The sequence below is a fragment of the Siphonobacter sp. BAB-5405 genome, from assembly GCF_002872335.1.
Classification (GTDB): Bacteria; Bacteroidota; Bacteroidia; order Cytophagales; family Spirosomataceae; genus Siphonobacter.
On record NZ_NJAG01000023.1, the window covers coordinates 37,220 to 60,888 of the forward strand.

20 protein-coding genes and 3 pseudogenes are annotated in these 23,669 nt (G+C 48.6%); all 23 read right to left on the reverse strand.

What is annotated here, in order from left to right; genetic code table 11:
• Window positions 1–17 precede the first annotated feature (17 nt).
• Window positions 18–1,064: an MraY family glycosyltransferase gene (locus BWI97_RS17260; protein ID WP_158242783.1), complete on the reverse strand. Its 1,047-nt coding sequence runs from the start codon at window positions 1,062–1,064 to the stop codon at window positions 18–20.
• Window positions 1,065–1,422: 358 nt separating this feature from the next.
• A complete protein-coding gene (locus BWI97_RS17265) occupies window positions 1,423–1,986 on the reverse strand; it encodes a WcaF family extracellular polysaccharide biosynthesis acetyltransferase (protein ID WP_094816952.1) in 564 nt (187 codons plus the stop codon).
• Window positions 1,958–2,902 carry a glycosyltransferase family 2 protein gene (locus tag BWI97_RS17270; protein ID WP_102202087.1) on the reverse strand — a complete coding sequence of 315 codons (945 nt, stop codon included), beginning with the start codon at window positions 2,900–2,902 and terminating at the stop codon, window positions 1,958–1,960. Before BWI97_RS17270 ends, BWI97_RS17265 begins: the two co-directional genes overlap by 29 nt.
• A gap of 16 nt (window positions 2,903–2,918) precedes the next feature.
• Window positions 2,919–4,058 carry a glycosyltransferase gene (locus tag BWI97_RS17275; RefSeq protein WP_102202089.1) on the reverse strand — a complete coding sequence of 380 codons (1,140 nt, stop codon included), beginning with the start codon at window positions 4,056–4,058 and terminating at the stop codon, window positions 2,919–2,921.
• A complete protein-coding gene (locus BWI97_RS17280; protein WP_102202091.1) occupies window positions 4,055–5,203 on the reverse strand; it encodes a glycosyltransferase family 4 protein in 1,149 nt (382 codons plus the stop codon). Before BWI97_RS17280 ends, BWI97_RS17275 begins: the two co-directional genes overlap by 4 nt.
• 3 nt (window positions 5,204–5,206) lie before the next feature.
• Window positions 5,207–6,526, reverse strand: coding sequence for a hypothetical protein (locus tag BWI97_RS17285; protein WP_094816956.1), 1,320 nt, complete (start codon window positions 6,524–6,526; stop codon window positions 5,207–5,209).
• 6 nt (window positions 6,527–6,532) lie between these two features.
• Complete coding sequence (locus BWI97_RS17290; RefSeq protein WP_102202093.1) at window positions 6,533–7,429, reverse strand: glycosyltransferase family 2 protein; 897 nt, start codon at window positions 7,427–7,429, stop codon at window positions 6,533–6,535.
• A gap of 20 nt (window positions 7,430–7,449) precedes the next feature.
• Window positions 7,450–8,172 carry a DUF5672 family protein gene (locus tag BWI97_RS17295; protein ID WP_094816958.1) on the reverse strand — a complete coding sequence of 241 codons (723 nt, stop codon included), beginning with the start codon at window positions 8,170–8,172 and terminating at the stop codon, window positions 7,450–7,452.
• Window positions 8,173–8,186: 14 nt separating this feature from the next.
• Window positions 8,187–9,167 (reverse strand): glycosyltransferase family 2 protein, encoded by a 981-nt coding sequence (locus BWI97_RS17300; protein WP_102202095.1) that lies wholly within the window; start codon window positions 9,165–9,167, stop codon window positions 8,187–8,189.
• A gap of 126 nt (window positions 9,168–9,293) precedes the next feature.
• Window positions 9,294–10,244 (reverse strand): hypothetical protein, encoded by a 951-nt coding sequence (locus BWI97_RS17305; protein ID WP_102202097.1) that lies wholly within the window; start codon window positions 10,242–10,244, stop codon window positions 9,294–9,296.
• A gap of 4 nt (window positions 10,245–10,248) precedes the next feature.
• On the reverse strand, window positions 10,249–11,298 hold the full coding sequence (locus BWI97_RS17310) for a glycosyltransferase family 9 protein (RefSeq protein ID WP_102202099.1): 1,050 nt from the start codon (window positions 11,296–11,298) through the stop codon (window positions 10,249–10,251).
• Window positions 11,299–11,324: 26 nt separating this feature from the next.
• Entirely contained in the window at window positions 11,325–12,314 is a 990-nt protein-coding gene (locus BWI97_RS17315) for a glycosyl transferase (RefSeq protein ID WP_102202100.1), read from the reverse strand.
• A 112-nt stretch (window positions 12,315–12,426) separates the two neighbouring features.
• Window positions 12,427–13,605: a glycosyltransferase family 4 protein gene (locus BWI97_RS17320; RefSeq protein ID WP_102202102.1), complete on the reverse strand. Its 1,179-nt coding sequence runs from the start codon at window positions 13,603–13,605 to the stop codon at window positions 12,427–12,429.
• A 78-nt stretch (window positions 13,606–13,683) separates the two neighbouring features.
• A complete protein-coding gene (locus BWI97_RS17325; RefSeq protein WP_102202104.1) occupies window positions 13,684–14,787 on the reverse strand; it encodes a glycosyltransferase in 1,104 nt (367 codons plus the stop codon).
• A 12-nt stretch (window positions 14,788–14,799) separates the two neighbouring features.
• Complete coding sequence (locus tag BWI97_RS17330; RefSeq protein WP_102202105.1) at window positions 14,800–15,786, reverse strand: glycosyltransferase family 2 protein; 987 nt, start codon at window positions 15,784–15,786, stop codon at window positions 14,800–14,802.
• A gap of 38 nt (window positions 15,787–15,824) precedes the next feature.
• Window positions 15,825–15,902, reverse strand: coding sequence for a hypothetical protein (locus BWI97_RS29245; RefSeq protein WP_369826602.1), 78 nt, complete (start codon window positions 15,900–15,902; stop codon window positions 15,825–15,827).
• A 73-nt stretch (window positions 15,903–15,975) separates the two neighbouring features.
• A pseudogene (locus tag BWI97_RS17335) lies at window positions 15,976–16,524 on the reverse strand (WbqC family protein); the annotation flags it as partial.
• 115 nt (window positions 16,525–16,639) lie between these two features.
• Complete coding sequence (locus BWI97_RS17340) at window positions 16,640–18,694, reverse strand: glycosyltransferase family 39 protein (RefSeq protein ID WP_102202107.1); 2,055 nt, start codon at window positions 18,692–18,694, stop codon at window positions 16,640–16,642.
• Window positions 18,695–18,705: 11 nt separating this feature from the next.
• Window positions 18,706–19,787 (reverse strand): annotated as a pseudogene (locus BWI97_RS17345) (DegT/DnrJ/EryC1/StrS family aminotransferase).
• Window positions 19,784–21,037 (reverse strand): ABC transporter ATP-binding protein, encoded by a 1,254-nt coding sequence (locus BWI97_RS17350; protein ID WP_094816970.1) that lies wholly within the window; start codon window positions 21,035–21,037, stop codon window positions 19,784–19,786. The pseudogene BWI97_RS17345 and the gene BWI97_RS17350 overlap by 4 nt, the downstream one beginning before the upstream one ends.
• Before the next feature lie 60 nt (window positions 21,038–21,097).
• Window positions 21,098–21,946 (reverse strand): ABC transporter permease, encoded by an 849-nt coding sequence (locus tag BWI97_RS17355; RefSeq protein ID WP_094816971.1) that lies wholly within the window; start codon window positions 21,944–21,946, stop codon window positions 21,098–21,100.
• Complete coding sequence (locus BWI97_RS17360) at window positions 21,943–23,061, reverse strand: hypothetical protein (protein WP_094816972.1); 1,119 nt, start codon at window positions 23,059–23,061, stop codon at window positions 21,943–21,945. Before BWI97_RS17360 ends, BWI97_RS17355 begins: the two co-directional genes overlap by 4 nt.
• A 27-nt stretch (window positions 23,062–23,088) precedes the next feature.
• Window positions 23,089–23,669, reverse strand: a pseudogene (locus tag BWI97_RS17365) (capsule biosynthesis GfcC family protein); the annotation flags it as partial.

A 23,669-nucleotide genomic window follows, 5' to 3' on the forward strand; every position in this document is an offset into this window, starting at 1 on the left:
TTTTCGTTTCTGGAAAGCTAGTTTTCGTATACTTTCCGAAGGCGTTTGATCTTTTTAAGCCGGGCCTTGGCTTCGCGTTTGATTTGCTTTTTCTGAGCCGTATCCGCCAGCGAAGGGTCAACGTAACCCACGCGGCGAATCAGCAGATAGCTCGCATAGTTGTAGGCAATAAACAAGCCTACTAAAATCAGCAGGCTTTGATTCGTCGTGATGGAATGACGAATGAGCAGGAAAAAGCCCGTTAAACTAATCGTCAACCCACAAAGGGCACAAGTGGCCTGAAAGTGGCTGAGTCCCTGAGCCAGCAGAATGTGGTGCGTATGGTTTTTATCCGGAGTAAACGGAGAACGACCGTCCATGATCCGAATGATAAACACGCGAAGTGTATCGAAAATCGGTACGACCAGTACGACGATTGCCAGAATAGGGGCATCGAGAATGGCTCCGGCTCCCGTATTCAGGTGAATAAACTTAACGGCAAATAGCGTCAATACAAAGCCCAGAATCAACGAGCCCGTATCACCCATGAAAATCTTACTGGTCCGGGAAAAGTTAAAGCGTATAAACCCGAGTAAAGACCCCGATAGAGAAGCCGCCAGAATGGCCAGCGGATACTGGGCATTCAACAGGAACCAGGATCCAAAAATCATCGAAGCAATCAATCCAATGCCGCCCGCTAGACCGTCAATCCCATCAATCAAATTGATCGCATTTGTAAGGGCAATGAAGATAAAGACCGTGAGTAATACGCTAATCAGGTAAGGAATCTGGTGAATACCCAAAATTCCAAAGAAATCGTTGATTCGTAAATCCGCACCAATGATGACCAGAGCCGAGGCGAAAATCTGGGCCAGCATCTTTTTCATGGGAGCAATCACCAGAATATCATCTTTAACTCCCGTGAAAAAGAGAATGATGATACCGGCAATGGCTAAGTGGTGCAGATGTGTCTCACCATCGGGCTGCCAGAGAAAGTAGCCGATCATGGTACCGGCAAAAATGGCAATACCACCCAGCGTGGGCGTTCTGTTGGAGTGAGCACTCCGGGCTTCGGGTTCCTTCATCAGGTTACGGAGCCGGGAAATGTTTATAATGACTGGAATTGCTTCAACCGTAAGCCAACATGCGGCAAGGAGGGAAATGATGACCTGAACAAATGCTTCGTTCAGGAATTGACGTAACGCTGTTATCATACCGTTTGACTCAATACAGTTGGTTCGATCAAGTATGGCGGGTGGGCTCTGCCAGGTACTTCTACTAGGGACTTCACCAAAAATCTGTTAAAACTACTAATCAAAACGTAGCCTTTCACCATTTGTCTAGATTTATAACGTATAAAGTTGATAAAAGCTGACAAAGGGCTGCCCATCGGTAACAAACCTACCAAAGATATACCGAGCGGCAATACATACGTCTGGACACTTACTCAATGACCCGGGTGCGTACTTTTGCGGCTGGATTTCCCCGATAAATCCCATACGCTTCCAGATTAGTCGTTGCTACCGAGCCTACCGCTAACATGGCATGGGAAAAACAGGTGACTCCCGGGCATACAATCGACTTGGCACCAATCCACACGCCAGCTTCGAGGGTGATGGGGGCGGTCATCAGGTCAAAGCGGGAGGATTTGTAATTATGATTGCCACAAAGTAACATGGCTCCCTGCGACAGACAGGCATTGGAACCGATGCGAACCTGTACCAGATTGTCGATCCACACTTCTTCGCCAATCCAGACGTAATCGCCTACTTCCAAAAGCCAAGGGAACTTAATATTCACACTGGGCTTGATCATGACCCCGGTACCAATCGTTGCCCCAAACTTACGTAAGATCCAGATTTTCAGACTTACCGGTATGGGCCAGTTACTGGCGAATAGCAAGGCATTGATTACAAACCAGAGACGATTCCGCCAGCTTTTGCTGGAGTACTGCGGCAGTTGCTGGTAACGGGACAGATCAACGCTTCCCGAGTACGTCTTTTCCATATTCGGTTAGAAAAAATTGAGCGATGCCTTCCTTCGAGGTCCCCGCCCGGTGATATACTTCAAAAATTTTGGCGTCGACCAGAAATCGGTACCAGAAGCCCTGTAAAAAGTGCCAGACGATTCCACGTTTGCCGTCCAGAAATCCCATCTTGAAGAAGTACCGAAACAGGAAGTACAGGAAGGGCCGTGTAAACAGGGGCAAACTGGCGTATTTGATCTTCAGGTAACGTTTCCGCTGTTCCTGCGTACCAAAGAGTTTAGGGGTGACGATTTCGACGTTTCCGAAATCATACTTTACATTGAGCAGATCAATGGCCTCCCGAATGGCGTACAGATTGTGTTTCTGCGTCCACCAGGTCAGGTTATTCAGGTTATGATCGACGAGATCGTGCTTCATCCGGGCCGTTTCACCTTCAGAAAGCTTGATGTGTTCGTCCATCCATAATTCTTCGCAGTGACCTTTCCCACTTCGCCAGATTCGCAGAAGCCAGGTGGGATAGTAGCCGCCGTAACGAATCCACTGATCCATGAACATCACCCGCCGTTTGATGTACAGACCCGAAACTGAAGCGGGAAGCGTCGGTAAGGTTTGTCGGATTTCCTGAGCAAGTTCGGGCAGAATGTATTCGTCGGCGTCCATCCGCATGAGCCACTCCGTCTGATACGGGCAGTGCTGAATGCCAAAATTGAACTGATTGGCGTAGTTGACCCAGGGATTTTGAACGACCCGGGCACCCAATGCAGTCGCTAGTGCGACGGTACGATCCGTCGATCCGGAGTCAACGATGAAAATTTTATCCGTGACGAGCAACAGGCTTTTCAAACAACGTTCAATGTGTTTCTCCTCATTGAATGTCAGTAATATGACCGTCAGATCCGGAACGGTAGGAGACAGGGGTAACGGAGTAGGGGTCATGGGAAAAAGGATACAACTACAGAATAGATTCGAAGGCCCGATACAATCGGGTAGCAACCTTTTTAATGTCGGCTACGTCACGGGCAAAAGTCTGACCTTTAGCGGCCAGTTGCAAACGATACACCGGATCGTCGATCAGGCGTCGCAGGCCACGTTCCACGTCGCTTACGTCGTGCGTGACCAGCTCGGCGGCGTGATTTTGTTTGAGTAAATGACCAAAGCCAATCCGGTCGGTAGTCAGTACTGCCGTGCCGCAAACCATTGCTTCCAGAGCCGCCAGTGAAAAACTTTCCGAATACGTGGGCAGAGCAAAAACGTCAGCGTCTACAATAGCTTCGAGTTTATCGGTACCCGTCAGCATGCCGGTCAGAATGATTTGCTGGCTCAGTTGATGTTTTTGAATAAAATCAGTAACGTAGGACAGGTAGCCATCATCCGGACCCGTAATGCACAAACGGGCTTCGGGATAGGTTTTAAGCAGATTTTGGAAGGCCGGTAGTAGTAGATTCAGTCCCTTCTTGACATTGATGCGGCTCAGGAAAAGAATCAGCGGTACCTGCTCGGCAATACCGAATTTCTTCCGAAAAATACCTTTTGCCGGTAATTGATCATAATCAGAAAGAAGCATCCCGTTGTTAATCATCACCACATGCGGGTGCGTGTGCCCGAGGTAACGCTTCAAATCTTCCTCTTCATCGGGATTGTGTACCTGAATCAGATCGCACTGAGCCACGTATTTTCGCTGAAAAAGAGCGGAAATGAGCTGTTTCTTCCAGCCCGATTTTTGCATCGCCCAGCGGTCAAGCGTACCGTGGACGGTGAATACTTTCTTCGCTTTCGACCGTACCCAGAAAGGCACCCAACCCGCAAAGTGAAAGGGGCCGTGGATGTGAACAATGTCGTATTCGTGGGCATGTTGCCGGTAGTAGCGGTACAATTCAGGCGAAAACTCGGGAATAAACCGGGCCAGCCAATGCCGTTTGGTTGTAACGACTTTCGCTCCTTCGGGAATGATATAGAGCCGTTCTCCTTCCGACAAGGGCGTAAGAATGGTGACTTCGGCTCCCAACTGAATCTGTACGTTGGTATGATCATAAATCACCTTCGCCGGTCCACCAATTTCCCAGGAATACCCACACAGATTTAATATTTTCATGAATTCGCTGCTGATAAAATTCGTTGGTAACCCTGCCAGATTTCCTTGGCTACCCGCGTGATGTTAAACGGTGCAATCAGTTGCAGGGAGTGTTGACCCATGCGGGTCCGGTCGGCATCGTTTTGCTGAACGAAAGACTGCATCAGAGAGGCTAGTTCGCGTTCGTTGCGGGGGTCAAACGTATAACCGTTTTTCCCTTCCTGCACCAGATCATTCACACAACCGCATTGGGACGAAACCAGAACGGGAAGCCCGCAAACCATTGCTTCGTTCACAACCAGTCCCCAGGGTTCAAAGTAACTGGGTAAAATCAAGGCATCCGCTAAAGCCAGGTACGCTGGAATCCGGTCCCACGGTTGTCCACCCATCCAACGAACGCCCGCCTGATTTTCTACCTGAGATCTCAAGGGGCCGTCGCCTACGATGAGCAATTCCCACTCGTGAGCCTGCGGTTCATTCGCCTTCAGCCAAGCAAAGGCCTTCAGCAAGGTGGGAAGATTTTTCTCATCGGCCAACCGGCCTACGAAAACAAACTGATGCGGGGCCAGTCCCTGTGTTTGACGTAAGTCTTCCCGCTGGGCGTAGGCCTGCGTATAAACCGATTGAATCACCGCCTCGTTTACTACGGCCGCGTGTTGCGTTAGCAGTTGCCGGGGCTGAGCTCCCAGACGCAATACGTACTGAGCGGAGGAAGAGCCAAAATTGATGAAGCCGTCGAACTGACGAATAATGTACTCTTTGATTCGTTCTTTGACACCCGCACGGGCTCCATCTTTTTCACTAGATTCATTGCTCAAGACTAGGGCAATCCCGCGTAGTCGGCAGTACATCATGACAACCCAGTACGCAGGGTCGTAATAGCCGGATAAGTTGACCACATCAGGTTTGAAACGGCGAATGGCCCGTACTAACCCCTGCACTTTTTTAGCCAGGGTTAGCGTATGCAAGGGACCTTCGTGGAGCAATTCGTAGGGGTAGTCATGGGTAATGGCACCGGCTTTACCCAACTGCTGGTATTTGCTTTCCGACTCGGCCAGTTGCACGACCAGAAACGCCGATTGGGACGGGCACTGACGAGCCAATTCTGAAAACAAAGCTGCCTTGTAATGAGACCACAAAATGTTATGAACTACAAGTACTCGCATACGTTAAGCAACAGGAGCCAGTTTCTGGGCTTTGGGTACGGGCTTCGCGTCCGCGACATCTTTTTCAAAGTTCATGAAGCGGGCCATTAATAAGAATGGATAAATGAAAGTAGTATCATTCGGTTGTCCCTGTGAGAATACCGAAACCGTAATGGGAATGAATACAAAGCCTAAGAAAGTCGAAAAAGGACTGATAACCGATCGTATACTTTTGTAACACTCCTTGACAATTTCGATGACAGATTTACCGAAGAAATAAATACCGGCGAGTCCGTAATTGTACATCGATTCAAGAATGGGGAAGTCCATATAAATAGCCCGGTATCCATTGCCCAGAATTAATGAAAGCGGATTATAGAATAACGTATTCTTGAATGTATTAAACGAAATAACCCGTTGTAAAGCGGAATAATCGGCTACTTCATCCGCATCCGCACCCTGCACACTGGTTTCAAAAACGTCCAGGAATTTCTGGAAAAACGTTTCCGATATCCCAATCAGCAGGTTTATAAAATCCATCCGGCTGATTTTGTAAATGACGTAATAAACGACAACCAGCAGGATGATCAGGTTGCCGGGTTTAAAGACAGTACTGGCAATTCGCTTTAAATTACTGAGCTTGAAGTGAAAAAAAAGCAGTACGCCCAGCGACAATAGAACGGAGAGTAGCGTAGAACGACTTTGCGTCAAGATTACCGTTACCAGCGAAGCGAAAAAGTTAACCAGAGCCAGTAATTTGTAAAGAATATTCTCTTTCGTAAGGAATAATAAGATGGCCGAGCCAATAACGCCAAAGAACCCATTACGGGCAAACACGTGCGGATTGCCGCCGTATTCATCATCAAAATAAATGGAAGCCCGGGCTCCCACAACGTAAAAGGGGTTGGTAAGCAGGGAATAAAAGAGCCCTAGGTTTCCCAGAAATATAAATAAAATAAAGACGGGCAAGGCGTGATCTTTTACTTCATCCGGCGTACTAATGAGCAGGAAACAAAAAGCAAAAGACATCGCGTAGTTAATCAGCTCGCGGGAGAGCGAACTACCACCCGGGTTGATGATAAACAGATAAAAAATACAAAGACCAATCCAGCCCAGAACGGGTACCGCAATCTTTTGATTAAGACTATAATACTTTCTGAAAAGGGTCTTGGGAATCATCAGCAACAGGCCCAACGCCAGACAGATGGCCGTAAAAACGGACGACTGGGGAGCTAATTTGAGTCCATCCCGTAGGAAGAAAATGATGGGATAGCCCATGGAGAATAAGGCAATCCCCAAAGCCATCCTCTTGTATTGGAAACCTTCAAACAGGCTTTTAAACATTGCTTCTTACGCTTTAGGGGTAAACCGGAGTCTATAAAAGAAATAGCCTAAATCACCACTGGTCAGAAATAAAAAGAATTTACGGAATCGGATGACTTTTTGTAGCATACGCTCGGGAAACGAAGGCCGTATCGTCTGGGAATATTTATGTTTGATTTGCTCGTGTTCGGATAAGCCAACCGTAAAAATGGTTGAACTTTTAGCTAATTCATGTTGACGAAAACAGCCCCAGAAATCATTAACCAAACGGAATTTAATTTCCGAATGCGTACCCCAGCGGGTACAAATTTCGTAATCAAAAGCAAAGCGGTAATTTTCGTCAAAGTAGCCGTACTTCGTTAATAAGTCCCGCTTGAAAATCATGCACTGGTTAAAGACCTGCATCCCCTCGTACACCTGAGCCTGCATCCAGAAGGGAATCTGCTTTTTGTGTTCAAAAACCCGGTCTTCGCCATCAATCATCAACAGATGACCGTAGAATACTGAATCTTCGGGATGATTTCGGATCGCTTTGGCTACGTTCAATAACGCATTGGGAGCAAAAACGTCATCGGAATTCTGGAAAGTAACCCAATCGCCGGTTGCTTTTTTAAAGCCGGCGTTAATGGCTGCGGTTTGTCCGCCATCCTTTGCACTAACCCAATGGGCAATGTACTTTTCGTATTTCTTGATTACTGCAACACTGCCATCCGTGGAACCACCATCCATGATGATGAATTCCAGATTGGGATAGTTCTGATTGAGTATACTTAAAATGGTTTTTTCCAGGAACTCCGCCTGATTATACGAAGGCGTAATGACACTTATTTTCGGATAATTCTGATCTTTATTCAGGAGAACCTGCTCATCAAAGGAAGCTTTGCTGACAAATTCTTTTATAGCATTCTCTTTAAAAAATCCCATATACTCGGTTGATCATAAGGTTAAATCGTATACCCTTCCTGCTGAAAAAACGGCCGCCAGAAGTTGAGATCGTATTTCTCCCAGGCATGGCAGCCAAAGGGTAACTGTGATTGAGTTAATTCGTACCCGTAGTCCGGAAATTGCTCGAAAGCAAAGGAGATGGCCTGTCGGGGTGTGGGTAAATGCATGAGTGGTCTGAAAACAACCAGGCGAGTCGAATGCAGCGAAAAAAGCATGTCTTCATTGCCGGGCCACTGACCGTACAGACGTTGGTACGCCTTGATTAATTGTATCGAAGCCTGCACCTTCCGTAAGGAAAGCCCTCCGTTCAACAAGGGCTTCTTGAGGTCCGTCAGCGAACGCGGAGCAGCATGCGGTGCCAGCAAGGGAGCTCCTACGTAATCGTAACCTTTCTGACACCAGCTGGCCAGTTCATCACTGAATACGAAGGCATCGAGCTGATAGATGAGTATGTATTCGTAGGCGGCGAAAGCCTGATAAAAATCCGTTTGGGTCAATAGTAAATTATAAGCGTCAATTCCTTTGAAATAAGCGTCCGCAAACGACACAAAATGAAAGTCCGAATACCACTCGTTCAGGTACGTCAAATCCAGCGATTCGGGCTTTACAATAACGATGGGATACTGACTTAATTTCCTCAGGCATTGTTGTAAAGCTATTTTTTCGTATGCGTTCAGGTCAGAACGATACATGGGAATAACAACGGCTACCGATGCGGACATACCTACCAATTAGATTACTCAAACAGGTCGCCTAAAAAGGGCAACCACCAATCTTTACTACTGTACCGATACCGGCCCTGAATACACTCGCCAAGCACCCTAGGCAGGCGTTTCAGCCGCGACTGGGGCAGGGTAGCCCGTACCTTAAAATGTTTTTGCCGTTCAATCAGCTGAGCCAGCTTTTCGCGGGGGATGTCGTTTCGGGCCTGTAGCAAGCCATACAGCGTCTGATAGTTGGCTGCTTTTTCCCGGAGTGGAGCCAGTTTAAGGGTACGGTCTCTTGAAAAACGGCTTTTCAAGGTGACTTTCTTCTTCTTTTGCCCGAAGCCAACCTGTTGGGTGGAATGTTTTCGGTAGAAGAGCAGCTCGTCGGCAATGAAGCCGATTTTATCCTGTAGCGACAGCACCAGAGCGATCCAGGCATCGTGGATTAATTCCTTGTACGCCACCGGGAACGGTGAAACCCGGGCCAGGATGGAACGGCGAATCGCTAGGGTCGCTCCGGTCACCACATAACCTCCAAACAAAATATCATAAGCCTGACCCGTGGACCAGCGTTGCTGAGCGTCGGCATCAAATTCAATCTCAGCCCAGATGGTTCTATCGACGGGCTGTGAATCATCGTCGATAATCTGGGCATTCGTAAATACGGCGTCCATTTCCGGATGCTGCTCCAGATACGCTACCTGCCGGGCTACTTTGGTTTCGTGCCAAAGGTCATCCTGATCACAACAGAAAATGACGTCGCCCGTGCATAAATTCATACACTTTTCGAAATTCTTCGTTGACCCTAAATTACAGGGATTAACGTGAATATGTACGGGAAAAGAAACGGTAGCCGCAAAGGTTTCCAGCAGTTGAATAGTAGTATCCTGCGACCGATCATCGCACACTACCAGTTCATGAATGGGAAGTGTCTGACGCCGGATACTTTCCAATTGTTCGGGTAAATACCGGGAACCATTGTAAGTACACATCGCCACTGAAACTTTCATACAGACAAATAAGGGCCTTTACAGGAATTCGGTATACAGATACATCCTTCCCAGGGGTTGAACTCAAAGAAAAAGTATTCAAAGTTAGCCGTTTCTTGGGGAACTACGAAGGAGTACTCCAGGAACTTACTGCGGCTGCGATTGACGGAACATGAAATCGGGTTGGTAGGTATTAATGGTTTTGATCCATTTCTGTACCCAGGCCGCCCAGTGTTGGCGTTGCAGACTGACGGGTTCCGGCGGGTCGGGAAGACCGAAGGCCGGTTGCCGGGACTGCGTTTGCGTATATACGGGTTGCCTGGTCACCAGGGTTTTATATCGCTTACTGGCTTCCTTGAAATAAACAGGCATGGGTCGGTTGGTTAGATAAGACGCATAATGACCGCTTGGGTAGGAAAGTCCCCCGTGGTGTAAGGTAACCGGTTCAGCAATCGTACGCTCAAACGCGTTACCGGCGTGAATACCGTAGGCCGCGTTTCGTAAGGGAAGCACCCCTTCAAACAGGGCCGGAGCCATGTCCAGCCAGAGTTGGTCGGAACCCTGACCTTCGCACAAACGATAACCGCCCCGGGTTTCCAGATTCTGGCACCACCACGCCAGAAACGAATCCGTTATCGCATCCGGACGAATGGCCCAGATGCCGGAAAAATACGTTCCGTAGTTCAGAAAATATTTACTATCCGGAAATTGCGTATCCGGATGGGGCTGGAGCCATTGCGAAAACAGCACGGCTGGTCGTTGCTCAAGAGCTATGACTAGTTCGGTCAGCGGGCGGAGTACCTGCGTTTCGGGTTCCAGAAAAATCAGGGCATCCTGGTGTAAGAGATGTCGTCCCAGCCAGACCCGACTGATATGCAGAAATTCGGTTTTCGTATAGCGTTGAGCCAGGGGTAATAAACCGGGAATATCTCCGACCTGAATCATCCGTACATTGGCCGGAGCCGCTACGTCGAAGGGCTGGTCCATCCATCCCACCCACAATAGAGAATCGGGATGATGCTGGGCCAGTTGATCGGCTAAGAGAAAGACCTGGGCTAGCTGCCGACTCCAGCACGCGGTAAAAAAATGAACAGACATACGTTTAGACAATCCGTTTGGTAAAGAGTTCCGTCATGCGGCGACCCGCCAGGTATTCCTGAATGGGCTGCCAGACCTCTTCAAAGGAGAGGGATGACGCCGGACCTTTCCGCTTCCAGATCACCCGGGCGTTGGTACCTTCTCCGTAACCTCCCGTGTACAAATTGAAATCTTCAAAATGGCCTAATTGGCCAATGAGCAGAAACCCGTACGTTCCTACCGCATTCGCCAGGTGAGCCGGGCCACTATCAACGCCCACAAAAAAACTAGCCCGACGAATCACTTCGGCCGTTTCCAGGATACTCAGCTGGCCGCATAAATCGCGGAATTCGGGCGAGGAACTTTGAATTTGTCCCTTTAGCCCTACTTCCACAACGGGGCCAAAATCCTCCAGCACGCGAGCCGTTAACTGATTCCAGTGTTGGGGTTGCCAGTCTTTGACGGGCTGATGGGAGAACGTATGGAAAACAGCGAAACGGGTCGGAAGTTTGAGCGAGTCGATTTTCGTCCGTACCGTATCGGGAATGTACAGGCGAGGAGCTTCTGTACGGTCTGGTAGTGGCAATCCACCCGCCGCCGCAAACACTTCGGCCAGTCGGCCAAAATGCAGGTAATTGTGAATGGTTAGATTTTGCTGATCTGCGTGGGTATTGACCAGTCGTCTGTTGAGGGGAAAATACACCCGGTTTGATAAGTGCAGATTGTACAGTTGATCAAAGGGATTTTTCTCCAGCAACAGGCAGGAAAATAACACGTTTGGTTCTTCAATGCGATACGTAATGGCGGGATTATATTCAACCAGCTCCCGGAATGATTTCTTGACAATCCAGAAAATCTGGGCATCCGGATGCCGCTCCCGAATGGTACGTGCCAGCGGCTCACAGGCCACAATGTCGCCCAGGTGCTCGGCCATGAGTACACCAATGGTGGGTTTACCACTGGTGATTTTTACCCACTTAATCCAAACGCAGGCTTTCCAGAATTGAAGATACGTCCGCAGGATCTCGGAGTATTTTCGGTATCGATGTTGCCAGAGGGCAATGAATTTTTCCATACAAGCGAATCGCGTAGCCGCAGTACTTAGGCCTGCGGGTTTAACCAGTGAGCGACTTTTTCAAAAGGCATCCGCAGGGCTTTTCGAACCCGTAGTAATCGAATGAGTTTCTTGGGACGCACGTATACGCAGGGAAAAAGCCGGTAGTACGCGTTAAAATTCGCATTCATCCGTTCCGCGTAGTAATCGAATAAGGGCCGTACGTCGGGTCGATCTTCGAAGGTAAACCGATTCTGGTACCGCGAAATGGAATCGGGCGAAGTGGGCGAATAGCCAGAAAAATGAAAAAACTGTAAGGGCCAGGTATCGTTGATGAGCCATTGTCCATCGCGATACGTGAACTGCCTTTCGTGGAGATTCCAGTACGCTACGTTATGACCGGGATGCCGACTAATATACACGCCATCGAAATAGTGAGGTACATAATTAATCCACTTCTGATCGGTAAACAGCCCATTACAAATGTCATTATAGGCCTGATACGCCAGCTTTTCCGCCCACCAGTTAATAAATTGCTGCGTTTGATCGGTTTTCCGCAAAGCAATAAAACCCAGATTGAACGTACCCGTATTGAGCAGATCGCACTCGTTAGGCATACACGTGTCCGGAAACGGACTAAGGGTATGCGGCGTCAGTACAAACTGATGCTCCTGCAAGCGGTCGAGTAAGTACGTTAAGCGGGTAAAAACAATAATGTCCGGATCGAAGTAAATAAAATTCTGATAATCAGGATACTGTTTGTAGAAATGCTGAAAGAACAGGGGCTTTACCGCCGTATTCAGCTCCGTAATATCGTAATTCTTCTCCATCCACTCCCGGTTTGGAATGTGGATGCGATGGAGTTCCAGTAATTCAAAGGAAGGAATTTTGTCCGATTCGAAAGCTACTCCTTCGAGTCGGTCTACCAAACCAATGACGTAATGAATGTCGGGATTGGTAACCGCCAGCGATTCGCCCAGTGTACGAGCCTGGGCTAGGTAATTGATCGAACAAATGGTAAAAGCAAGCGTTTTCAAGGGGTTGAAGCGTTAAGGGGCTCTTCCGCTTTGAGCGATGTAAAATCTAATTTTTATTAAAACGGCCAACCAGGCAGTCGTGTTTCTAACCGGCGGATTTCACCCGAACGTCTCAGGAATACGTTGCCCGCGTAGGCTTCGAGCCACGGGTTTCAGCCAGACTCTTTTCCAGCAGTTGCACAAACACCTGCATGGCATGGTCGTCCTGATGGCGGGTAAACACTTTTTCCCGAGCCTTGTTCCCCATGGCTTCCCGTAAGGCAGGGTCGCCGAGTAATTGGGTGATTTGCTGACTCATCATCTGGGTATCCAGGTAGTCGGCTACAAAGCCCGCATCGCTTTCCACGAAATCCGGAGCTCCACCCGACTGAGCAAAGCAAACGATGGGTTTGGCCAATAGGGCGGCTTCCAGTACCACCAGCGGATACGGTTCTTCCCGGGACGTCAGCACGAATACATCGAAGGTAGCCATGAAGTCGAAGGGCCGGTCGGAATGCGGAATCAGATGGACCCGATCGCTGAGTCCCAGCCGACGCAGATCTTCCGTAATCATGTGATACTCGACCTGATGCTCATGGCCGCCTACCCACACAAAATGCGTATTGGGCGTCGATTGCCGGGCGAGTTGCACGAAAACATCAATTCCCTTACGCCAGTCAAAGGTACCTACAGCTCCTACCAGCAGAGCCTGTTCCGGTAAATCCAGCAGTTGCCGGATTTGCTGGGTAGCTTCTGCGGAAGGCTGCAAATCCCAGGCTCCATCGGGCAGGAGCGAGGGCAGTACCGCAATGGACTCGGGTGAAATACCGAAACGTTCGATATACACCAGACGTTGAGCCTGCGAACAAGCCCAGTATTGACTAGTATGCCGAAGGGTCTGATTAAAACTTGAAGGGTCCGTATACATCGAAATACCCATGGGCATTTCGTGGGCGTAAGTCACGATGGGGCAGGATACCAGCGGGCGTAGCAGATTCAGTAGGTCGCCATTGGTAATGGTGTTCGAGACAATCAGGTCGAAACCTTCATTCTGAATATCCTGAAGAACCTGATCGTGAAAGGTTTTACGGTTCAATAAACGCGAAACCTTACTCCGCTGCTGGGTATCGCGGTGATACCAGTGGTAGACGGGAGCTACTCTTTCAAAATCACGGATGAGTGTACCGCCGTGTTTGAGTAAAACTTTAAACTGATACTCAGGAAGTTGTTTAAGCTTCTTCAGAAAACGAAGCAACAGAATCTGTGCACCTGCCCGGTTGGCGTCGTGACTGATGAACAGAATTTTCTTCATAAGGGGATTAAGGGTTTATTGCTCAAACAAGGGGGCAAAAATACGACTCTTTCTCAGAAAGAAAGCCTTTTTCGTCGATCAAAGCTGTCGCATGATGGTTTCCCAGCGGGAAATAATCACGGAAACATCAAATTGTTGGGCTCGATTTTTCGCTTTTTCAGCGTTGAAAATCAACTCTTTATTCATTACTTTCTGTAGGACAGTAACTACATCCCGTACATTCCAGGAATCGACAACTTCGCCCATTTCTTCCTGTACAAACTCAGCCACACCCCCTGAATTAAACGCGACGATGGGTTTTGCCAGAGCTGCCGCTTCAATCATTACCAAGGGAAACGGGTCCTCTCGGGAAGTCAGCAGAAAGCCGTTGGCGAGGGATAGATAGTGATAATAATCCTCCCGTTGCACGCCCAGTACATCAACTCGGACGCCCGAATTATGTTTTAATTTTTCCTGTGTATACGTTACGAATCCGTCATCAATAACCTGTCCCAACCAAATGATACGAGCAGGAGAGCCCTTTAACTGCTCCGCGAAATCGGGTAGGAGATCAAACCCCTTGCGGTACGTGCTTTGTCCGGACATTACCCATACGAACTCATGGGGCTGAATACCCAGTGATTGGCGAAGTTGCTGTACGCGGTCCGGCTGAATCTGAATGCGAGAATGATCGATGAGGGAATGGCAGAGTTCGATTCGCTGTCCACCAGCCTCGCGAATACGTTGGCAAACGATTTCCGAACAGCCAATGATGCGATCGCTTTCGGTAATTAATCGCCGGAATGCCTCTCCCTTCAAAGCCATGTATTCAAGGGGTAGTTCGTGAAAATGCGTCACTACCCGCACACCCAGCTCCTGAGCCAGCGGTAATAAGAAGGCCGGTACTAAGGTGTTCAGATACCAGATATCGGCTTTAAACTGTTTCTGTACGTTTCGCAGGTACCGGAAAATCGGGTTTTCGCCGAATTTATTTTGTAATTTCTGAACGACTGAAAAGTGGTGCGGAGCCGTAAACGTAGGAACATCCGGGGGAAGGTCATTCAGTAATTCACCGGGCTGCAGCGTACACAAGCCCAACTGAAAAAGATCCCGATTGAATCGATTCAGCAAATACCCCATCATCATTTCTGATCCGGTTCGACCTGCGTAGGGAGTGATAATCAGTATTTTACGAGTAGGCATAAGTGTACAGACTCAGGCAATGTTTTCTTCCGGTTTTATTTTGTAAAAACCCGGACGGTTGAATACCGTCGGCCAAAAATATCGTAATAACATTTGAAATCGCCGGGCAAAGCGACGTTGATTTTCCATTTCACTGCCCAAGGGTCGCCGATTCTTCAGATTCACAAAGGCTTTCCAGCCCGTAAAAATCGGAATCAATACCGCATAATTCAGCATGACGACCAGGTACGCCCCCACGCCGTATTGCTTGCGTAACCAGAGCAGATTTGAGACCTGCATCTGTACATTGAACCGATTGACGTAGGAAACATCCGTCCGGCGGAAGGGGGAGTCACTGGTAAGATGCAGGAAACCTAAATCTTTATAGTACAACAGCTTCCCAACTTTACCAAGCCGGTACGACCATTCCACATCTTCGCCGTACATAAAGAAACTCTCATCCAGAGCACCGACTTTTTGTACGGCTTCCCGACGTACCACCAGAAAGGCTCCTACGAGCCAGTCGTGCTGGCGGGGATCGGTATACACCGTAGCGGGTAACATGCGTTCAACCCAGGCCTGTAAGCGGATGGGAACGATGTAGAAAATGCGACGAAACTCGGCAAAACTCTCAAAATAGGGTTGAGGGCTGCCATTCCCGTACAGTTGCATGGGAGCTGACGCAGCAACGTCCGGTTCAGCATCCATGCGTTCCACGCACACATCAATGGCGTCCATGTTTTGCAGCGTATCGGCATTCAGCAGCAGATAGTACCGACCCTGAGCTGCCTGAATGGCCCGGTTGTTGGCCCGGGCAAAGCCCGCATTGTAGCCCATATCGATCCACTGAATATCGGGGTGTTGCTCCAGTACCTGGACTTTACTCTGATCCTGTGAATCGTTATCCACCACAATCACTTCGTAACTGACCCGTCTGGTCCAGTCTTTAACGGATTGAATGGCGGCAATCGTCAGATCCGCACACTTATAATTAATAATCAGAATGGAAACATCAACCATACAAAAGGGCCGTTTCAAATCCGGCTTTTGAGACACGATCACTCCAGTACGTACGCTTTTAACAGCTCATCCACTTGTTCTTTGGTGTTGAACATCAGTACATCTACGATACTCAACCAGGGGACAAAGTCGTCCGCCCAACTGGGGATATTCTACCGTTTCGGAACGAATGAAATTTAACCGGATCTGGTGTTCGGCAAACCGCTCGTGGCTGTACAGTTCTTTCCCACCAATGGGATTGATGTAATGATCCGCTTTTTCCTGCAAGCAGATGTCAAGAATGCGTTCCTGAGCCTTTAAATCCTGGTTCTCGTAAATCGTCGAACTGGGTACCAGCTTCGTCGTAATGCCCAGATACGTATTGATTTGTACCAGACTATTAAAGATATAGGTACTGATGTTTTCCTCCGGGAATTGTAAAATTTCCTCCAATACTGGATACACCGTCGCGTACTGCGGGGCTTTCCGGTACGTTTGCTGAATGGTCTTTAGCAATTTATCCCGCCATTTCTGCTGTGTATCGATGGAAATTTCCCGAATCAGTTTGTTCTGACTGGCATCTTTCAGTGGAATCGTAAACAGTTGGGCTTTGCCGTTATTGAGCAGGTTATTCCGATTGATCCAACCCCGGTTAATGAAGGCGACATCATCGTAAAGGACAAACGTATCCACCGCTTTCATTAGCTGAAAATAGCCAATGTACGGAAACAGATAGGGTTGCATGATGGCTAAAGTCATATCGGCTGGGTTCAAGGTAAAAGAAGGTTGATTGCTCTCTACGAATGAGAGAATGTACGAAGGATACTGAAGCGGGAAAGAGCAGAGCGTTCAATGTCTGCTCCTTCCCGGCTGTTTATTTCAATTTCCGGAGCCAGTAATCTTCCGCCGGAACGATCATCTTCGCTCGGGTAGCGGCTGTTGTATCCGTTCCGAGCCGGATGTCGCCGGGCTGGGGTTTGATCACGCTGGCCGCAAAAAACAGATATTCCGCTTCTTTGGGAATGGGCTGCAATCCACGTTCAAAAGGATTGATGGGAATGAGTTTCCGCGTCAGGTCTTTGCCGAACAGAGGATATTCGTAATCGTCGTTGATGTCCGCCAGAGCAACGGTCGCATGTTCAGGCACGATTCGATCAAAATTCTTGTACGCTGGTGTAATATCCTCACGGGCGTAAGACATACGTTCAATCCGACCTTCGTTAAACGCCGAAGGATGGCCGTTGTGAGCTACTGGCAGGCAACGTTCGTTCCACCATACGGCAAAAAATGCGGAAGCACAGGCGAGAGCAACAATGAATAAAATATAACTTTTCAGGACGAGTTCCCGCGAACCTAGTAAGGAATGCCGTTTGGTAAACAGGACCGTCAGGAAAGGAATCACGTAAATGCTTGTACTGATGAAGTACCGACCTTTGAACGGATCGTAGGGAGCCGAGTATGACAACGCAGCCGCGTGCAACAAAGCCGCTCCGGCCAGGAAAAGCAAGGGTTTGGAGCGAATAACCCCAAACAGCACCAGAAATACTAGCGGCCACAACAAAGCAAAACCCATGATGCCCCAGTAGGGTAGGCCATTCATGAAAATGTAATCCCGGTTGTAGCTGAACGGTCGGATCGTAAAATCCGTCTCTTCCCGAAGGCGTGCGTGTACCTTTCCTTCCAGCCATACAAACGGAGCTTTAAACCATTGATTAGGCCCTTCAATCACGCCGGGCAGGTTGGTAAGACCGTCCAGGTTCATGAAATCAAAACCGTAACGCAGGAAATTCCGGGTGCCTTGTTCGTAAAGATTTGGGCTAAAGATACCACCGGCTCGTTCCACCGATTGGTGACGCGTAGCCGTTGGGGGTCCAATGGGGTGGTTGTACCGCTGAAGGTTAGACAGATAACCCGTAGGCAACGTAAACAGCAACACGCCGATAACCGCCGAGGTAAAGAAGTGCTTCAGCTGACCCAGGGAATATTTGACATTGGGCACACCGAATACAAAAACGTACAACGCCACCATGAATAACGAGGGGAATTGCAGAACCAGCGTGATCTTGTGACCCAGGCCAATACCAAAAATGAGTCCGGCCAGGTACAGATACCGGCGGCGGTGCGTCTGGTGGTAGGCAAACAGGAAGTACACCAGACAACTAACGTAACCCATCAGCACGATGTCGGTATCGGTCGTTGTAGACTGCAGGAGTACGTTCGGTAGCAAACCCATCGCCAGGGCACTGAATACACTGGCTGTGGTATTTCGGCTGATGGATTGAGCAATGCCGTAAGCCGCCAGTACGGAGATCCAGTAGCTGAGGTAATTGATGAGCTTGAAAGCATTCTCGATTTTTCCCGTAATCAGGTAGCTGTAAATCTGAATGCCGCAAACGCTACGGGGATAGGTGTCAATATTCCAGTTGGTACCGTAGAACGGAGCCATCGTACCCCGCTGAATGAAGTACATGACACGTACCAAATGGCCCGTCATACTGTCCCATTCATTCGGAACGGTGAACAGCACCAGCAGTAAACTAATCAGAGACACCGTAGCCAGTGTCGTGATCATTAAGCCGAAAACCACTTTCAGGTACAGCGACAGCTCTTTATACCAGATCCAGGTCTTTTGAAGCGTACTGCCCAGAAGACTGATCACAGAAAAATCCTCGTACTCCCGAATGAATACTTTCGAGAATAAGAGGTAAAAAATGAAAGGCGGAATGAATACAAAGCCCGCCCAGAAGCGTACATCCGCCGTTTTATGCAAAAACGATAAAATGAACCCGGAGACAATGATACTACCGGCAAAGACCGTAAATGCCGTGATGATTACATCTACTAAAGACTTTCGTGAGACCTGGGCGGCTACCCGGAAGCAGAAGCCCACGAACATCAGAAAGAGTAGGCGGTACAACCAATCCCACATGTTTGGTACTATTACAGGTTTTCGTTGATGATCGAAATAATTCGTTCGACGTCGTGATCCGGCAGATCCGGATACAGCGGCAGACTCAGGGCACGCACCGCCATATACTCCGAAACCGGGCATGACTGATGAGCGTGCAAAAAGCTCAACGTGTTTAAGGAAGGATAAAAATACCGACGAACGAAGATGTTCTGAGCGGCTAAGGCATCGCGTACCTTCAGCAAATCAGCTTCCGTTTCGAAGAAAACGGGATAGTACGCGTGATTCCACTCCACATCTGCCGGTATGGCAGGTTTTGTAAGCCTGTCCCAGTTCAGGTGCTGATCGTAGCTTTCCGTAACCCGACGGCGGCCTGCAATGATTTCATCCACCCGGGGCAGGTTACACAAACCCATCGCGGCATGAAACTCCGAGTTCTTGGCGTTAATGCCAATGTCGAAATAGTCATCCCCTACATGACCGAAGCTACGGTAGAGTTTTAACTGCTCGGAGAGTTCAGCATTAGGCGTTGTAATCATGCCACCTTCCACCGTATGGAATACTTTCGTCGCGTGAAACTACAGGTCGAAACGTCGCCGTAACTCAGCAATGATTTGCCTTTGTACTGAACGCCGAAGGTATGGGCAGCATCGTAAATGACGTACAGGCCGTGTTGCTTGGCAATGGCTTCGATTCGTTCAATCTGGCAGGGAATTCCGTACACGTGCGTAGCCAGGATAGCCTGCGTTTTTGGTGTAATCAGGGCCTCAATGCAGTCCGGATCGATGCAGAGATCTTCTTTTCGGATGTCCGCGAAAATGGGCGTGGCATTTTCCCAGGCAATGGCGTGGGAGGTCGCACAGTAGGAAAAAGGCGTTGTAATCACTTCGCCCGTAATCCGGAGGGCCTTCAAAGCCATTTGCAGCACAATGGTACCATTGGAGCTGAAATGCAGGTGCTCAAGACCGAGGTATTGTCGCAATTTTTGTTCTAATTCCAGAACGAGCGGCCCCTGGTTGGTCAAATGATAGCGTTCCCAGATGCCGTTTAAGTACGCGATATATTCTTCTTGAGGAGGAAGGTAAGACTTGGTTACAAATATTTTCTCGCTCATACATTAACCTCCTCTGCCTGTTCGATAGTGAAGGGGAAATAGGGACGAACGGAACCCGGCCATTTACCGTACCAGGCCACTTCGCCGCGATAATCGTCAATTTCAAAAAGAATGGATTCCTGTAAGTGATAGAGTACCGTCGCGGCATCTTTCACAATCATCATCGTAATGGTATAGGTACCATCGTTGAGGAAGTTGCCGGGCAGTTCTACTTCACCCGTAATCAATCCGGGATTGGCATCGAGTTGGGGAGAGGCCAGATTAAAAATGGTTTCACCCGTCATCGAATTGAAGTGCATACTCAGGTTGAGTTTGGCATTCTTAACGAAATTCCAGAACTCGAACCGAACTCGAATCGGCGTACGTACGTCAATGCGGGTCTGAGTACCGGCGAGCGTAGGCATCAGTTCAATCTTCTTGATCCGTACCTGATCATTACCGGGAGCTGATTCGGGCGTAGTCCATTCCCGTACCAGACTGGTCTGGTTGATCTTGGACATGTAATCGGTAATGATCTGCCCCGTTTCACCGACGGCCACCATTTGGCCGCGGTTCATGAATACGGCTTTATTACACAGACTTTGTACGGCCGTGAGGTTATGACTTACGAACAAAATCGTCCGGCCGCTGTCTGATACATCCTTCATTTTGCCGAGACACTTCCGCTGGAATTCAGCATCACCTACGGCGAGTACTTCATCGATGATCAGAATTTCGGGTTCGAGGTGAGCGGCAATCGCAAAACCCAGCCGCACAAACATCCCCGAAGAGTAACGTTTCACGGGGGTGTCCAGAAATTTCTCGATACCGGCGAAGGCTACGATTTCATCAAAGTGCTGCTTGATCTCGGACTGCTTCATGCCAAGAATGGCACCGTTGAGAAAGATGTTCTCGCGACCCGTAAGCTCCTGATGAAAGCCCGTACCGACTTCCAGCAAGCTGGCGATACGGCCCCGAACCGTTACCCGGCCTTCGGTAGGCTCGGTAATCCGGCTGAGTACTTTCAGGAGGGTAGACTTACCAGCTCCGTTGTGACCAACGATTCCGATTCGGTCGCCCTGAGCTACGTCGAAACTTACATTTTTAAGAGCCCAGAATTCTTCTTTAACGGAAGTTTCCTGTGGCTTGGAACCGAAGAGCGATTGAAGGCTATTAACAACGGTTTCTTTCAACCCCGCCGGGCCACCATATTTTTTCTGGTGGTCGATGAAGTAGCGTTTACCTATATTTTCAACCTGGATGGCATTCATAACAGGGAAGGTTAACGGAGGGCTCCAGCCAACCTGTTGGTTGAGAAAAAGCTTTGAAGACTAAATATAGTCAACAAAACCGTTTTCGCGTTTACGGAAAAAAGCAACAGAACTAAGCACAACTACTAAAATGATAATCAGACTGGGGATAAAACTTTCCCAGTTGAACGGAGCAGTGCCCCCTAAAAGGGTCCAGCGAAAACCATCGATAATACCTACGATGGGATTCATATTGTAGAGCGGGTACCACCACTGATCGGCGTACTGCCGAATGTTCATGGAAGAGTACGCGACCGGACACGCGTAGAAGCCAAACTGGATAATGAAAGGCGTCAGTTGCGTAAAGTCACGGTACTTCACATTCATAACGGCCAGAAATAAACCGAAACCGAACGAAGCCAGGTACGCCATTCCTAAAAACAAAGGCAAAAAGATTAGTTGCCAGGAGGGCATAAAATCCTGCTTGAAATAGTACCAGAGGTACATGGGAATAATCAGGGCAAAGCCAACCAGGAAATCAACGAAGCCAACCATAACCGAACTGGTCGGTAGGATCAATCGGGGGAAGTAGACTTTCGAAACCAGGTTGGAGTTACTTAAAATACTGTGACTGACCTGCGAGAGTGAATTGGCAAAGAAGTTCCAGATCAGTACGCCCGCAAAAATAGCCAGCTTGGGCGGAACACCCGGTTCAAACTGCAAACCTGCTACTTTACCAAAGGCAAAAAAGAGGACTGCCGTCGTAAGTACGGGGCGAACGACACTCCAGACAATGCCCAGCACCGTCTGTTTGTAGCGAACGGTAATATCGCGTTTGGCAAGGATCCAGAATAATTCAGTAGATTTCCAAAACTCAGACCAGTAATTCTTCTGCGACCTGCCGTGTTCTATAATCGTTTCCTGGGTCATGAATTCTGCAATTTTTTCATCATGTTTTGATAGGTATGAATCAGGAACATGGCCGCCAACGACAGCACAATGCCCAGAGCAATCCCAATTTTAATGGCTTTTCCTTTAGGGTAGGGAGTAACCGGCAGCGGAAAAGTCGGCTCATCGATAATCATCACTAAGGGACTTTCCCGAATGAGCGAAGTACGCAAGGCGTCAATGTTCCGGATGGACTCCATGTATAAGCCCTGCAGATAAGTCGTATTCTGCGACAGACGCTGTTCGTTCACCCGACCCGAAGGCATAATCATGTATTGACTATAATCTTGAGATGAGGCTAATCTGCGTTCAGCTCCGGTTAGTTTCGTCAGTACCGAATCGCGACGGTGAACGTTCAAATCAAGCAGTTCCAGCGTTTTCTGACTTTGCGTTTCTTTGTAGAAATCAGTCATTCGGGCCAGCCAGGTTTCCACCATCAGCTTTGATAAGGTATCGGATTCAGTCTTGATGGATAACTCCATGAAGCTGGATTTCCGGTCTACGTTCTCAATCTGCAAATCCTGCGAGGCGTAATCACGGAACATATCCAGATAGGACATTTGAGCATTCGTGTACTCTTTGATGGGCTTATCCGGGAACTCGAATTTCTTACCCAGAAACTCTTCGTTTTTCGTACGACGCAGGGCTCCCGAGCGGTTTTTGTAAAAGTTAGCGAGCAGGTCCGTTTTGTTCCCAATCGTAACTTTCGTCAACATAACCCGGTTTCCAATTTTTTTGGAACGGAACAGCGAAACGAAGTTCGGTCCCGAGAACATATTCGCACTGGAGCCACCTCCCGACATACCGAGAGCACTCGCGAAGTTCGACAATTCTGAATTCCCTGAACCGCTTTCCAGGTTAAAAATCAGAGAGGCTTCGTACTGATCAGGTACTTCATTAACCTGGTCATAAATCCAGCCACCCAGACCGCCGAGCAGCACGCATATCAACAACAACCACCAATACTTAAGGATTGTTTTGAATACGGTATTGACATTATTAACCAGTTTCCGGGGGTCAAATGGGGGTGCCTGCTCTACGACAGCCACCTCTCCATTGGGCGTAAGTACGGGTTTATGAGATTCTTCTGTTGCCATAATGATTATGAAAGGCTGGAGTTACGATTATAACGTTCGGAGAATAGCGTAGATACCCAGGAGGCCTGACAGCGAGCCACCAATGGTACCAATCACACCCATCACCTGAGCGGCTGTAATGTCGGCCTGCGTCCGTACGGGTACGATGATGCGAGAACCAGGGCGTACTTCCGGATACGAATTGAAGAACAGGAATCGCTTCGTCTTCTTGGCATACCCATTCGCGTAGATTACGTACGTACGTTTCTTCACACTACGGGAAGTGAAACCACCGGCCCGTGAGATGTACTCACCAACGCCCACATTTTTCGTATAACGGGTGGTCGTAGGTAACTGTACTTCACCTTCAATTTTAATCGTTGGGTTAAACTTCGGAACCGTTAGTAAATCACCATCCTGAAGAATCAAGTCAATATCCGTATGCGGTTTTTCCAGGATTTTCTTCAGATCAATACCGATGGCTTCTTCTTTATTTTCGGCTACTACATCGGCTTGCAGAGCAGATTTCCGACCATCGTTACTGATGGTATTCAAGGTCTTCTGCTGCTGGTCAATTTCTGCTTTCGTAAGCTTGGTTCTACGAATCAGTGAAGCTCCTTCCACGTAGG